At 71.4% G+C, this 12,663-nt stretch carries 14 protein-coding genes and 3 tRNA genes; 3 read left to right on the top strand and 14 right to left on the bottom strand.

Annotated elements, in window-relative coordinates:
- Nucleotides 1-22 precede the first annotated feature (22 nt).
- Nucleotides 23-268 carry a preprotein translocase subunit SecE gene (gene secE, locus ACP7BP_RS03330; protein ID WP_426242472.1) on the bottom strand — a complete coding sequence of 82 codons (246 nt, stop codon included), beginning with the start codon at nucleotides 266-268 and terminating at the stop codon, nucleotides 23-25.
- Nucleotides 269-355: 87 nt separating this feature from the next.
- Nucleotides 356-428, bottom strand: a tRNA-Trp gene (locus ACP7BP_RS03335).
- A gap of 176 nt (nucleotides 429-604) precedes the next feature.
- On the opposite strand from ACP7BP_RS03335, the gene ACP7BP_RS03340 reads away from it, so the two are divergent.
- The 3 genes from ACP7BP_RS03340 to ACP7BP_RS03350 are packed head-to-tail and all read left to right on the top strand — an operon-like array spanning nucleotide 605 to nucleotide 3,472.
- The gene (locus tag ACP7BP_RS03340) at nucleotides 605-1,831 is read left to right on the top strand and encodes a pyridoxal phosphate-dependent aminotransferase (protein ID WP_426242474.1); all 1,227 of its coding nucleotides are present in this window, start codon (nucleotides 605-607) and stop codon (nucleotides 1,829-1,831) included.
- A 31-nt stretch (nucleotides 1,832-1,862) separates the two neighbouring features.
- Nucleotides 1,863-2,897: an adenosine deaminase gene (locus ACP7BP_RS03345; RefSeq protein ID WP_426242476.1), complete on the top strand. Its 1,035-nt coding sequence runs from the start codon at nucleotides 1,863-1,865 to the stop codon at nucleotides 2,895-2,897.
- Nucleotides 2,894-3,472 carry a DUF4190 domain-containing protein gene (locus tag ACP7BP_RS03350; RefSeq protein ID WP_426242478.1) on the top strand — a complete coding sequence of 193 codons (579 nt, stop codon included), beginning with the start codon at nucleotides 2,894-2,896 and terminating at the stop codon, nucleotides 3,470-3,472. The genes ACP7BP_RS03345 and ACP7BP_RS03350 overlap by 4 nt, the downstream gene beginning before the upstream one ends.
- Here the strand turns inward: ACP7BP_RS03350 and ACP7BP_RS03355 are convergent.
- From ACP7BP_RS03355 to ACP7BP_RS03410, 12 genes are all read right to left on the bottom strand, one after another.
- Nucleotides 3,469-4,524 carry a UDP-N-acetylmuramate dehydrogenase gene (locus ACP7BP_RS03355; protein ID WP_426242480.1) on the bottom strand — a complete coding sequence of 352 codons (1,056 nt, stop codon included), beginning with the start codon at nucleotides 4,522-4,524 and terminating at the stop codon, nucleotides 3,469-3,471. The two genes, ACP7BP_RS03350 and ACP7BP_RS03355, sit on opposite strands and share 4 nt — an antisense overlap.
- Entirely contained in the window at nucleotides 4,517-4,897 is a 381-nt protein-coding gene (locus tag ACP7BP_RS03360; protein WP_426242482.1) for a MaoC/PaaZ C-terminal domain-containing protein, read from the bottom strand. Before ACP7BP_RS03360 ends, ACP7BP_RS03355 begins: the two co-directional genes overlap by 8 nt.
- On the bottom strand, nucleotides 4,894-5,295 hold the full coding sequence (locus ACP7BP_RS03365) for an FAS1-like dehydratase domain-containing protein (RefSeq protein ID WP_426242484.1): 402 nt from the start codon (nucleotides 5,293-5,295) through the stop codon (nucleotides 4,894-4,896). Before ACP7BP_RS03365 ends, ACP7BP_RS03360 begins: the two co-directional genes overlap by 4 nt.
- Nucleotides 5,296-5,386: 91 nt before the next feature.
- The gene (gene rpmG, locus ACP7BP_RS03370) at nucleotides 5,387-5,557 is read right to left on the bottom strand and encodes a 50S ribosomal protein L33 (protein ID WP_426242486.1); all 171 of its coding nucleotides are present in this window, start codon (nucleotides 5,555-5,557) and stop codon (nucleotides 5,387-5,389) included.
- A gap of 71 nt (nucleotides 5,558-5,628) precedes the next feature.
- Nucleotides 5,629-5,702 (bottom strand) — tRNA-Met (locus tag ACP7BP_RS03375).
- A 45-nt stretch (nucleotides 5,703-5,747) separates the two neighbouring features.
- Nucleotides 5,748-5,820: transfer RNA gene (locus tag ACP7BP_RS03380), tRNA-Thr, on the bottom strand.
- Nucleotides 5,821-5,930: 110 nt separating this feature from the next.
- Nucleotides 5,931-7,331: an amidase gene (locus ACP7BP_RS03385; protein WP_426242488.1), complete on the bottom strand. Its 1,401-nt coding sequence runs from the start codon at nucleotides 7,329-7,331 to the stop codon at nucleotides 5,931-5,933.
- Between the two features lie 124 nt (nucleotides 7,332-7,455).
- Complete coding sequence (locus ACP7BP_RS03390) at nucleotides 7,456-8,139, bottom strand: LrgB family protein (protein ID WP_426242491.1); 684 nt, start codon at nucleotides 8,137-8,139, stop codon at nucleotides 7,456-7,458.
- Nucleotides 8,136-8,477 (bottom strand): CidA/LrgA family protein, encoded by a 342-nt coding sequence (locus tag ACP7BP_RS03395; RefSeq protein ID WP_426242492.1) that lies wholly within the window; start codon nucleotides 8,475-8,477, stop codon nucleotides 8,136-8,138. The genes ACP7BP_RS03390 and ACP7BP_RS03395 overlap by 4 nt, the downstream gene beginning before the upstream one ends.
- A complete protein-coding gene (locus tag ACP7BP_RS03400) occupies nucleotides 8,477-9,061 on the bottom strand; it encodes a DNA-3-methyladenine glycosylase I (protein WP_426242494.1) in 585 nt (194 codons plus the stop codon). The genes ACP7BP_RS03395 and ACP7BP_RS03400 overlap by 1 nt, the downstream gene beginning before the upstream one ends.
- 213 nt (nucleotides 9,062-9,274) lie before the next feature.
- Nucleotides 9,275-10,237, bottom strand: coding sequence for a pirin family protein (locus tag ACP7BP_RS03405; RefSeq protein WP_426242495.1), 963 nt, complete (start codon nucleotides 10,235-10,237; stop codon nucleotides 9,275-9,277).
- A complete protein-coding gene (locus ACP7BP_RS03410) occupies nucleotides 10,237-12,594 on the bottom strand; it encodes an FdhF/YdeP family oxidoreductase (RefSeq protein WP_426242496.1) in 2,358 nt (785 codons plus the stop codon). Before ACP7BP_RS03410 ends, ACP7BP_RS03405 begins: the two co-directional genes overlap by 1 nt.
- Nucleotides 12,595-12,663 lie beyond the last annotated feature (69 nt).

A 12,663-nucleotide genomic window follows, 5' to 3' on the forward strand; every position in this document is an offset into this window, starting at 1 on the left:
AATGGGACTGCTGACTGGCTCACTAGTTGCCGCCGGCGAAGACGGCGAAGATGAGCCGGCCGAAGGCCAGGTCGAGGACCGAGACCAGCGCCATCATGAAGACCACGAACACCATGACCACGATGAAGTACGTGATCAGCTGCTCCTGGGTCGGCCAGACGACCTTGCGAAGCTCGGCGACCACCTGGCGATAGAACGTGGCCGGGCTCGTGCGCTGCTTGTCCTTGCCGCCACCACGTGGCTCGCGGACCGCGCTGCTCTCCGACACGTTGCTACCTCTCAGGTTGACCGTGACTCTGGGACTGACTCTCGGGACTGATTCACTGCGACTTCACTGCGACCAATGACTGCGTTGCAGGGCACGAGGGACTTGAACCCCCAACCTTCGGTTTTGGAGACCGATGCTCTGCCAGTTGAGCTAGTGCCCTCCGGATGTCCCCGTGGCCTTCGACCGCCGGATCCACACCGTGGAGAGGGCAGCGCGAAACCCTTGGGAAACCACCGAGGCAGAACTCTACCGGGGGGCTGAAGGAGAGTCGAACCGGCGTGCCCAGCCCTCGGCTCCCCCCGATGGGCGTCGGTCGGCCGGCCCTACGATGGTGCCATGAGCGAGCAGCCCACCAGCACCGTCAACCCACGCGACCGACGGGTCTCGACGCGCATCGGCGCGATCGCCGAGTCCGCGACGCTCAAGGTGGACTCGAAGGCCAAGGCGCTGAAGGCCGAGGGCCGCCCGGTGATCGGGTTCGGCGCCGGCGAGCCCGACTTCCCGACACCCGGCTACATCGTCGAGGCGGCCGTCGAGGCCTGTCGCGACCCGAAGAACCACCGCTACACCCCGGCCGGGGGGCTCCCCGAGCTGAAGAAGGCGATCGCCGCGAAGACGCTGCGCGACAGCGGCTACGCCGTGGACCCCGCGCAGGTGCTGGTCACCAACGGCGGCAAGCAGGCGATCTACGCGGCGTTCGCGGCGATGCTCGACCCGGGTGACGAGGTGATCGTCCCCGCGCCGTACTGGACGACGTACCCCGAGTCGATCCGGCTCGCCGGCGGCGTGCCCGTCGACGTGCTCGCCGATGAAACGCAGGACTACAAGGTCACCGTCGAGCAGCTCGAGGCCGCGCGCACCGAGCGCACGAAGGTGCTGCTGTTCGTCTCGCCGTCCAACCCGACCGGCGCCGTCTACACCGCCGACGAGATCCGCGCCATCGGCCAGTGGGTCGAGGACCACAATCTGTGGGTGCTCACCGACGAGATCTACGAGCACCTCGTCTACGACGGCGCCGACACCGGCTCCCTTCCGGTGCTCTGCCCGTTCCTCGCCGACAACTGCGTGGTCGTCAACGGCGTGGCCAAGACCTACGCCATGACCGGCTGGCGGGTCGGCTGGATGATCGGCCCGACCGACCTGGTCAAGGCCGCCACCAACCTCCAGTCGCACGCGACCTCCAACGTCTCCAACGTCGCCCAGCGCGCGGCGCTCGCCGCTGTGTCGGGCGACCTGTCGGCGGTCGAGGAGATGAAGACGGCCTTCGACAGGCGGCGGCACACCATCGTGTCGATGCTCAACGAGATCGAAGGCGTGCTCTGCCCGATGCCGGGAGGCGCGTTCTACGCCTACCCGTCGGTGAAGGGGCTGCTCGGCAAGGAGTACGCCGGACGTGTCATCGAGACCTCCGCCGAGCTGGCCGAGTACATCCTCGAGGAGGCGGAGGTCGCGGTGGTGCCCGGTGAGGCGTTCGGGTCGCCCGGCTACGTGCGGATGTCCTACGCCCTCGGCGACGACGACCTCATCGAAGGCGTGAGCCGCCTCCAGAAGCTCTTCGCCTGAGTTGATCCCCACCGCGCCCGACGAGCCGGGCATGGAGACCCGCGACGTCCGGACGCTGCCGAAGGCGCACCTGCACCTGCACTTCACCGGCTCCATGCGCCACGGCACCCTGCTCGAGCTCGCGGAGCGCGACGGCATCCACCTGCCCGACTCACTCGTCGAGGACTGGCCGCCACGGCTGTCCGCGGCGGACGAGAAGGGCTGGTTCCGCTTCCAGCGGCTCTACGACGTCGCCAGGTCGGTGCTGCGGACCGAGGGCGACGTACGCCGCCTGGTCCGGGAGGCCGCCGAGGACGACGTGCGCGACGGCGGCCGGTGGCTGGAGATCCAGGTGGACCCGAGCGGCTACGCCGCCAGGTTCGGGGGCATCACCGCGTTCACCGACCTCGTGCTCGACGCGGTCGCCGAGGCCTCGCGGGCCACCGGCCTCGGCATGGCCGTCGTCATCGCGGCCAACCGCACCCGCCATCCCCTCGACGCGCGGACGCTGGCCCGGCTGGCGGGGCAGTACGCCGGGCGGGGCGTGGTCGGGTTCGGCCTGTCCAACGACGAGCGGCGCGGGCGGACCTCGGAGTTCGCCGGCGCGTTCCGCATCGCGGAGCAGGCCGGCCTCCTGCTCGCCCCGCACGGTGGTGAGCTCCTCGGCCCCGACCACATCGCCGTGTGCCTCGACCAGCTGCACGCGGGCCGCCTGGGCCACGGCGTACGCGCCGCGGAGGACCCCGACCTGCTCGCGCGGATCGTCGACCGCGGGGTGGCCCTGGAGGTCTGCCCGGTGTCGAACGTGGCCCTGGGCGTCTACTCCGACCTGACGTCGGTGCCGCTGCCCGAGCTGCTGGCCGCCGGCGCCACCGTGGCGCTCGGCGCCGACGACCCCCTGCTCTTCGGCTCCCGGCTGGCCGGCCAGTACGCCACCATGCGGGTCGCCCACGACCTGAGCGACGCCCAGCTCGCCGAGCTCGCACGGATGTCGTTCCGGGCGTCCTGCGCGCCCACCGACGTCGTGGAGAAGGGCTTGGCAGACATCGCGACATGGCTGCGCTCTCCTGAGAGGATGGGGTCGTGACGCCACCCGACGAGCCCCGCAACCTGCCGGAGGACTACCTCCGGGAGAACCGGGAGGCGAACCAGCCTGCCCAGCCGGCCCAGCCAGCCCAGCCTTGGCCGCAGCAGAACCCGTACGAGCCGACGTCGCCGTACCCGCAGCAGGGCGCCTACGGCCAGCCACCGCGGGGCTACGTCGGTCCCGGCTACGGCCAGGCGCCACCGGTGCCCGGCTACGCGTACGGCGGACCGGTTACGGCCCCGCCGCACCCGTCGGCGATGACCGCGATGGTGCTGGGGATCATCGGCCTCGGCGGCATCATGTTCTGCGCCGGACTCACGCTCGTGCTGTCGCCGTTCGCGTGGGCGATCGGCCGCAAGGCGGTCCGAGAGATCGACGCCAGCCCCGGCACCCACTCCGGCCGGGACCAGGCCAAGGGCGGCGAGATCATGGGCATCATCGGCACGGTGCTGCTGGCCCTGGGCGTGATCGCGGTGACCCTGCTGATCATCGGCATCGTGGCGGCGACGGACTCCGACTTCGACCAGAGCCCGGTCTCGCCGGTCGACCCGTCCGTGCAGACCGACAGGTCTTAGAGCGTCAGCCCGACCAGGACCGGCTCGTTGACGAGCCGTACGCCGAAGCGCGCCTGCACAACGTCGCGCACCTCGCGGGCCAGGGCGACCAGCTCCGACGCGGTGGCGCCACCGCGGTTGGTGAGGGCCAGCGTGTGCTTGGTCGAGAGGCTCACCCGGCCGGTGCCGTGCCCCCTGGCGAACCCGGCGCGCTCGATCAGCCAGGCAGCGCTCGTCTTGAGCGTGCCGTCGGGCTGCGGCCAGCGCGGCGCGTCGGCGGGCAGCGCAGCCGCCTGCTCGGGGGTGAGGAACGGGTTGGTGAAGAACGACCCCGCGCTCCACGTGTCGTGGTCGGCGGCGTCGAGCACCATGCCCTTGCCTCTGCGCAGCGCCAGCACCGCCTCACGTACCGCATCGATCGGGGCGCGCTCCCCCTGGCCGATGCCGAGCCGCGTGGCGAGCTCGGCAAACCGCACCGGCGCTCCGAGGGTCCCCTGCGGGAGCTGGAAGGTGACGTCGAGGACGACATGGCGGCCGGGGTCGGCCTTGAACCGGCTGTGCCGGTAGGAGAAGCCGCAGTCGGCGCTGGCGAAGCTGCGGACGCCGTTGAGCCGGCGGTCCCACACGCGGACCCGGGCGATCGTCTGGGAGACCTCCTGGCCGTAGGCGCCGACGTTCTGGATCGGGGTGGCCCCGACCGACCCGGGTATCCCGGAGAGCGCCTCGATGCCCACCCACCCCGACTCGACGGCGTGCGCCACGACGGTGTCCCAGCTCTCCCCTGCAGCGACCGTCAGGGTCACACCCGAGCAGGACGGCGCGTCGCCCGGCTCCGCGTCGGCCACCAGGCCACGGGTCGCCACCTTGACCACCGTGCCGGGGAAGCCCTCGTCGGCGACGACGAGGTTGCTGCCTCCGGCGAGGACGAGGACCGGCTCGCCGGCGGCGTCGGCCGCGGAGACCGCAGCCACCAGCTCGGCCTCGCTCGTCGCCTCGACCCAGTGCCGGGCCGCGCCCCCGAGCCGCAGGGTCGTGTGGTCCCTGAGCAGCTCGGGCGCGTGCGGCTCAGCCACGCACGACCGCTCTGGGCATGCCGAGCACCTTCTCGCCGCCGCAGGTGACGGTCAGGGTCACCGTGGTGAGCCCCTCGGACTCCCCGCTGACGACTCCGGCGACCTCGATCTCGACGCCCGGATCCTCGGGTACGACGACGGGCTGGGTGAACTTGCAGCCGAAGCTGACGACCTCGGCGCTCGGGAACCACCGCTCGACGGCACGGGCAGCCAGCGCCATGGTGTACATGCCGTGCGCGATGACGCCCGGCAGGCCGACCTGGCGGGCGACGGCGTCGTCCTGGTGGATCGGGTTGTCGTCGCCGCTGGCCCGGGCGTAGCGCACCAGGTCGGCACGGGTGACGGTGAAGGTCTGGGTGGCGAGGCCGCTCATGCGTCCGCTCCTCTGTGCACGAGGGTGGCGCTGGTGGTGCAGACGAGCGCTCCATCGGCGTCGGTGACCTCGGAGGTGGTGCCGATGATGTCGGCGCCGCCGATGTGGCGCAGGCTGCTGACGGTGAGCGTCGCGGAGAGGACGTCGCCGGGGCGGATCGACCGCTCGTAGGCGAACTTCTGCTCGCCGTGGACGATCCGGAAAAGGTCGATCCGCTCAGCCTCGAGGAACGCGTTCATCGCGTCGAAGGCGAGCACGATCGGGTACGTCGCGGGCGCCGGGCCGCCGGCGTACGTCCCGCCGGTCGAGGCGACGAAGGTGGCGATGCCCTCCTCCGTCACCGAGAACGCGGGGGTGGGCGGGAAGCTGCGCCCGACGAGGGACTGGTCGACCGGCATGGCCGCCAACCTACCGCGCTGGAATTCAGTGCTGAAATGCGCCGACCCGCCGCGGACGCCGCGGCGGGTCGAGATGCTCGGGTGCGCTGGGTCAGCGGGTCTCGCGGTGCACGGTGTGCTTGCGGTCACGCGGGCAGAACTTCTTCATCTCCATGCGGTCGGGATCGTTCCGACGGTTCTTCTTGGTGATGTAGTTGCGCTCCTTGCACTCGACGCATGCGAGCGTGATCTTGGGGCGAACGTCAGAGCTCTTGCTGGCCACGGGAAGTCCTTCGTCGAATCGGGTGGTGCTGTGCCGGGGGTCCGGCTGCGGTGCGTCACATCTGTACTGAGTAGCGGGGGCGGGACTCGAACCCGCGACACCACGATTATGAGCCGTGTGCTCTAACCACCTGAGCTACCCCGCCACCGGGACGGGTGACTCGCCAACAATAGACGCGAACCCAACCCAGAGCCCCTTTACGGAATCGAACCGTAGACCTTCTCCTTACCATGGAGACGCTCTGCCGACTGAGCTAAAGGGGCAACGACGGAGAAGAATACACAGGCGCCACGGAGACATGAAATCGCACTCGGGGACGCCCGTCGAGCCCCCGAAGCCAGCCCCGGAGCCGGCCCTGGATCCGGCCCGGGAGTCAGCCCTGGATCCGGGCGAACGGACGTGCTTCCTCCAGCTCGTAGGCCAGCTGCAGCAGCAGGGCCTCGCGGCCCCAGCCGGCGCTGAACATCATCCCCTGCGGAAGCCCTGCGGCGGTCGTCTGGAGGGGCAGGGAGATGGCCGGGTCGCCGGTCGCGTTCTGCAGCGGCGTGAAGGCCACCCAGTCCTTCAGCGCGTCCAGGACGTCGTCGTACGGCCCCATCGGGTCGAGCTCGCCGACCGCGGGGGTCTGGGTGGCCAGCGTCGGCGTCAAGGTGACGTCGTACGTAGCGTAGTGGCGGGCCGAGCGGTACTTCGAGGCGCCGACCGAGGCGATGGCGAAGGGCAGCCGGTGCAGGTGCCGGCGGCAGTGGCGGGCCAGCCCGACGGTGAGGTTGTCGAGGTTGGCGGGATCCCAGGTGGGGCCGTAGGTGCGCTTGCCGCCGGCGACGACCGCCAGCGCGAGCATCGACCAGTAGAGGACGAAGTGGTCGGCGAACGAGTCGGGCACGGGCGGGTCGATCTCCTCCACCTCGTGGCCGAGGTCGGCGAGCAGGGCCGCCGTCTGGAGGGTGAGGTCCCGCACCTCCGGGCTGGCGGAGCGGCCGACGCCGGTGGTCGTCACCGCGACCCGCAGCCGCTTGCGGCCGGGCCTGGTCACGTCGCCGATGGGCGCGAGGCGGTGGTTGCGGAAGACCTTCTCGGCCTCGCGGTAGAACGCCGCCGTGTCGCGGACCGACCGGGTGACCACCCCGTCGGAGACGATGCGGACCGGCATGTCGCGCATCAGCTTGTCCTGGGCCAGCCGGTTGCGGGTCGGCTTGAGGCCGACCAGCCCGTTGACCGACGCCGGGATGCGGATCGAGCCGCCGCCGTCGTTCGCGTGCGCGATCGGCACGGCGCCCGCGGCGACCAGGGCCGCCGACCCGGCCGAGGACGCGCCGGCGTAGTGGTCGCGGTGCCACGGACCGCGTACCGGGCCCTGCCGGGGGTGGTTGACGATGCCGTTGAAGCCGAACTCCGAGAGCCGGGTCTTGCCGAGCGGCAGCAGGCCCGTGGCGAGGTACATCCGCGCGAAGTCGCCGTCGGCCGTGGCGGGGCCGGCCACGAACGCGTCGGTGCCGTGCTGGGTCGGCATCCCGGCCACGTCGACGTTGTCCTTGACGAACGTCGGGACCCCGGCGAAGAAGCCGCCGCGCGGCGCGAGACCCTCGGCGCGGGCCCGGTCGAAGGCCTCGTGGGCGACCGCGCCCACCTCGGGGTCGACCGTCGTCGTACGCGCGATGGCGGCCTCGACCAGCTCCGGTACGCCGACCGCCCGAGCCGCGACGGCCTGGGCGAGACCGACCGCGTCGAGGTCGGCGAGTGCGTCGTCGGCGAAGGCGTGCAGCGGGCGCATGGGGGTCAGCGTAGGGCGGGGTGGGTGGTGGTGATCCCCGGATATCCGGGGATCACCGCGCTTCGCCGGCGTTGCAACCCCCACGAAGCGCAAGGAGCGCCAGCAAAGATGCCGATCTCGGGCGCTAGCGCAGCAGCACGAGAAGCACCGGCAGCAGGAGGCTGGTCGCCAGGGCAGTGAGCCCCATGGAGAGCCCGGCGAAGGCGCCCTCGGTCTCGTCCTCCGCGAGCGCGCGGCTGGTGCCGATGCCGTGGGAGACCGCCCCGAGCGCCAGCCCTCGCGCACGGCGATCGCGGATGCGAGCCAGGGTGAGCACCGCCGGGCCGGCCACCGCACCGAGGACTCCGGCAGTGACCGTCAGCACCGCGGTCACCTGCGGCAGACCGCCCTGCTGCCCCGACAGCGCGATGGAGACGGGTGTCGTGACGGCCTTCGGCGCCATCGTCGTCGCCAGCAGGTCTCCCCCACCGCACAGCCGCACCAGCGTGTACGCCGTCACGACGGACACCACGGCCCCGAGCGGGATCGCCACGAGCATGGGCAGGGCGACGCCGCGCAGGCGTCGTACCTGCCGGTGGAGGGGTACGGCGAGGGCCACCGTCGCCGGGCCGAGCCAGAAGGACACCAGCTCGGTGCCGTCGCGGTAGTCGGCGTAGTCGACGCCGGTGACCAGCAGCACGCCGCCGACCAGCACGATGGCGACCAGCACCGGCTGGGCGAGGGAGTGGCCACCAGTGCGGTCGCGTAGCCGACAGCCGAGCCAGTAGGCGGTCAGGGTGAGGAGCAGGAACGACAGCGTGCTGGTCACGCGCGCCGACCCAGCAGCGAGACCAGGGCGCCGACCGTGAGCAGCCCGGCCAGCCACGAGGCGACGAGCGCCACACCGATCGGCACGGCATCGGCCCGGAGCAGGGAGAGGTAGGCGACGACGCCGACACCTGCCGGCACGAACAGCAGCTGGAGGTGGCGAAGCAGCACCCCGGACACTCGGACGACCCCTGCGTCGTCGGACGGCCTCCGCCACTGCAGCACGGCGAACAGGACCACCATGCCGACGACGGGACCTGGGACGGGGAACCCGGTCAGGTCGACCACGACCTGCCCGACCAGCTGGCATGCCAGCAGGGCGATGAGCCCGCCGAGCATCAGTCCGCGGAGGTGCCGCGGCGGAAGCAGCCGACCAGGTGGGGGTCGATGATGCCGACCGCCTCCAGGAGCGCGAACATCGTGGTGGGGCCGACGAACACGAACCCCTGCTTCTTCAGCGCCTTCGAGAGCGCCAGCGACTCGGGCGAGGTCGTGGTCATCTCCTCGGTCGTGGCGGGCGCAGGCGCGACGTCGGGCGCGAACGACTCGATGAAGGCGGGCAGTCCGCCGCGCTCGCGCAGCGCCACGGTGGCCTTGGCGTTGGTGATGGTGGCGGCGACCTTGAGGCGGTTGCGCACGATGCGCGGGTCGGCCATCAGGCGGGCCTCGTCGGCGTCGTCGTACCGCGCGATGACCTCGGCGTCGAACCCGGCGAACACCTCACGGAAGGCCTCGCGCTTGCGCAGGATCGTCAGCCACGACAGGCCGGACTGGAAGGCCTCGAGGGTGAGGCGCTCGAGGTATGCCGCCTCGCCGGAGATGCGCATCCCCCACTCGGTGTCGTGGTAGTCCCGGCTCAGGGTTTCTCCGGTGGCCCACGGGCAGCGCGCCAGGCCGTCCTCGCCCACGATCGGTCCGCTCACCCCCGCAACCTATCCGTTGAGTTGCGGCTCCGTCTCCGTCGAGTTGCGCCTGGGTCTCCGTCGAGTTGCGCCTGCGTCTCCGTCGAGGTGCGCCTCTCGCACGGAGCGGGGCACGCAGGCGCGACTCAACGGGAACGCGGGCGCGACTCAACAGGCACGCGGGCGCGACTCAACGGGAACGCGGGCGCGACTCAACAGGCACGCGGGCGCGACTCAACGGGAACGGAGGCGGGCGTTGGGGAGGGGCGGGGCCGGGATCGGGGGTATGTCGCTGACGACGCCGAAGCGGCCGTCGACGATGCCCGCGGCGGTGATCTGGGCCTGCCACTCGTCGCGGTAGCCGACGATCTCCTCGTGGGTGCGGCCGACGAAGTTCCACCACATGACGATCGACTCACCGAACGGCGGACCGCCGAGCACGATCACCCGCGCGTCGTCGTGCGCGGTCAGCACGAGCGAGGCGCACCCCGGGGCGGCGTAGGCGAGTTCGCCGGGCTTGACCTCCTGCCCGTCGAGGTCGACGGCCCCGTGGTCGACCAGGACCCCGTGCTCGAAGCCCGACTCCACGTCGAGGTCGAGCCGGGTCCCGGCGGCGAGGGTGACCTCGGCGCCGAGCAGCGGTGTGTACGTCGTCACCGGAGAGGTCTGCCCCAGCAGGGAGCCGAGGAAGACCTGAGCCGCCCACCCGTCGCCGTCGGCGACCGGCGGGACGTAGTGGTCGAACCCGGGCCCGACGTCGCGGGCGTCGTCGGGCAGCGCCACCCACAGCTGTACGCCGTGCAGCTCGCGGGTGTCCGGAGTCGAGATCTCGGAGTGGCTGATTCCCCGGCCGGCGGTCATCAGGTTGAGCTCGCCCGGTCGCACCATCGCCTGGTTGCCGGCACTGTCGCGGTGCTCGATCTCGCCGGTGAAGAGCCAGCTCACCGTCTGCAGCCCGGTGTGCGGATGCGGGGCGACGCTCATGCCGCCGGTCTCGGCGACCGGGTCGGGTCCGTAGTGGTCGGCGAAGCACCATGCCCCGATCAGCGAGCGATGCCGCGCCGGGAGGGTACGGCGTACGCGCATGGCCCGGGGGCCGCCCAGCGGCACCTCCCTGGGCGTCACCAGCTGGATGTGGCCGGTGGTGTCGCCGGCTTCGGCCCGGATCTCGGCGGGGTCCCGCTCTGGGTTCGTCATCAGCTCAGGTGGTGGGGGTCGTCGTCGCGGCGCGAGCCGGATCCCTGGTCGGGCGACCCCGCGCTCCCGGTGTCCGGCGGCGTGCCCGGCCGCTCGAGCCGCACGACGACCGCCTTGGAGGCCGGCTGGTTGCTGCCCTCGGCCGTCGAGTCGAGCGGCACCAGCGGGTTGGTCTCGGGATAGTAGGCCGCCGCACACCCGCGCGGCTGGTCGTAGGAGACGATGCGGAACGCGCGCGCCACCCGCTCGGAGCCGTCGCGCCACTCGCTCACCAGGTCGACGACGTCGCCGTCACGGTGGCCCAGCGCGGTGATGTCGTCGGGGTGCACGAACACCACCCGACGGCCGCCCTTGATGCCGCGATAGCGGTCGTCGAGGCCGTAGATCGTGGTGTTGAACTGGTCGTGCGACCGGAGGGTCTGCAGCAGCAGCCGGCCCTTCGGCACGCCCAGCACCTCGATCGGGGTCGAGGTGATCATGGCCTTGCCCACCTTGGTCTCGAAGATGCGGTTGTCGCGGGGCGGGTGGGGCAGCACGAACCCGCCGGGCCGGTCGACCTTCTCGTCGTACGACGCGCAGCCGGGCACGACGCGGGCGATCCGCCTCCGGATCTCGGTGTAGTCGTCGCGCATCGCCGCCCAGGGCACCGGGGAGTCGGGCAGCGTGGCCAGAGCCAGCGAGCAGACGATGTCGACCTCCGAGCGGAGGTGCTTCGACGCCGGCTCGAGTGGACCGTGCGAGGCGTGCACCGCCGACATGGAGTCCTCGACCGTGACGCGCTGTGCCCGGCCGCCGGTCAGGTCCTTCTCCGAACGGCCCAGCACCGGCAGGATCAGGGCCTCGCCGCCGGTGACGACGTGGGATCGGTTGAGCTTGGTCGACACGTGCACGGTGAGCGCCGCGCTGCGCATCGCCGCCTCGGTGACCTCGGTGTCGGGAGCCGCCCCGACGAAGTTGCCGCCCATCCCGAAGAAGACCCGCGCCTTCCCGTCGCGCAGCGCCCGGATCGCCTCGACGGTGTCGTAGCCACGCTCGCGCGGCGGCTCGAAGCCGAACTCGTCGCGCAGGGCGTCAAGGAAGTGGTCGGGCACCCGCTCCCAGATGCCCATCGTGCGGTCGCCCTGCACGTTGGAGTGGCCGCGGACCGGGCACAGGCCGGCGCCGGGCTTGCCGATGTTCCCCTGCAGCAGCGCGACGTTGACGATCTCCTTGATGGTGGCGACGGCGTTGTGGTGCTGGGTGATGCCCATCGCCCAGCAGGTGACGGTGGCGTCCGACTCGGCGAACATCCGGGCGACCTCGGTGATCTGGTCGCGGGTCAGCCCGGTCGACCGCGCCACCTTCTCCCAGTCGAGCGTCGCCACGTGGGCGACGTACTCGTCGAAGCCGGCGGTGTACCGGTCCAGGAAGTCGCGGTCGAGGGCGTTCCACTCGATGAGCAGCGAGCCGATGGCCTGGAAGAGGGCGAGGTCGCCGTTGAGCCGGATCGGCAGGTGCACGTCGGCCAGCGCGGTGCCGGCGCCGACGACGCCGCGGGGGCGCTGCGGGTTCTTGAACCGGACGAGCCCGGCCTCCTCGAGGGGGTTGACGGAGATGATCTTCGCACCGTGCCGCTTGGCCTCCTCGAGGGCGGAGAGCATGCGCGGGTGGTTGGTGCCGGGGTTCTGCCCGACGACCACGATCAGCTTCGCCCGGTGGATGTCGTCGAGGCTGACCGACCCCTTGCCGATCCCGATGGTCTCGACCAGGGCGGCCCCCGAGGACTCGTGGCACATGTTCGAGCAGTCGGGAAGGTTGTTGGTGCCGAACGAGCGCACGAACAGCTGGTAGGCGAAGGCCGCCTCGTTGGAGGTCTTGCCCGACGTGTAGAACACTGCCTGGTCGGGGTCCTCGAGGCGGTTGAGGTGGTCGGCGATCATCGAGAAGGCGTCGTCCCACCCGATCGGCTCGTAGTGGGTGCCGCCGGCGCGCCGCACCATGGGCTCGGTGAGCCGCCCCTGTTGGCCGAGCCAGTACTCCGTGCGGTCCTCCAGGTCGGCCAGGGAGTGCTCGGCGAAGAAGCGCCGGTCGAGCAGGGTCCGGGTGGCCTCCTCGGCGACCGCCTTGGCGCCATTCTCGCAGAACTCCGCGGTGTGCCGGTGGGACGGGTCCGGGTCGGGCCACGCGCAGCCCTGGCAGTCGAAGCCGTCGGTCTGGTTGAGCTTGAGGAGGGTCTGCGCGCTCCGGCGGACACCCATGGCCTTGACGGCCCGCTTCATGGACACCCCGACGGCGGTCACCCCGGCCGCGACGTGCGGGGCGGTCTCGACCTCGAGGTCGGACTCGTCGATGTCCTTGGTCGGTCCAGTGCGACTCATCTCACCATCTTCACTCCGATCCCTCCGGAGGTAAACGCGGGGTCGGAATACCCGGGACGTGAGGCGGTT

The organism is Nocardioides sp. LHG3406-4, assembly GCF_049897745.1.
In the GTDB taxonomy this organism is placed as follows: domain Bacteria; phylum Actinomycetota; class Actinomycetes; order Propionibacteriales; family Nocardioidaceae; genus Nocardioides.

Bases quoted from the DNA above. Each gene is read 5' to 3' on its own strand.
- ACP7BP_RS03340 (WP_426242474.1), top strand. From the start codon at position 605: ATGAGCGAGCAGCCCACCAGCACCGTCAACCCACGCGACCGACGGGTC.
- ACP7BP_RS03345 (WP_426242476.1), top strand. From the start codon at position 1,863: ATGGAGACCCGCGACGTCCGGACGCTGCCGAAGGCGCACCTGCACCTG.
- ACP7BP_RS03360 (WP_426242482.1), bottom strand. From the start codon at position 4,897: ATGAGCGGCCTCGCCACCCAGACCTTCACCGTCACCCGTGCCGACCTG.
- ACP7BP_RS03365 (WP_426242484.1), bottom strand. From the start codon at position 5,295: ATGCCGGTCGACCAGTCCCTCGTCGGGCGCAGCTTCCCGCCCACCCCC.
- ACP7BP_RS03385 (WP_426242488.1), bottom strand. From the start codon at position 7,331: ATGCGCCCGCTGCACGCCTTCGCCGACGACGCACTCGCCGACCTCGAC.
- ACP7BP_RS03395 (WP_426242492.1), bottom strand. From the start codon at position 8,477: ATGCTCGGCGGGCTCATCGCCCTGCTGGCATGCCAGCTGGTCGGGCAG.
- ACP7BP_RS03405 (WP_426242495.1), bottom strand. From the start codon at position 10,237: ATGACGAACCCAGAGCGGGACCCCGCCGAGATCCGGGCCGAAGCCGGC.
- ACP7BP_RS03410 (WP_426242496.1), bottom strand. From the start codon at position 12,594: ATGAGTCGCACTGGACCGACCAAGGACATCGACGAGTCCGACCTCGAG.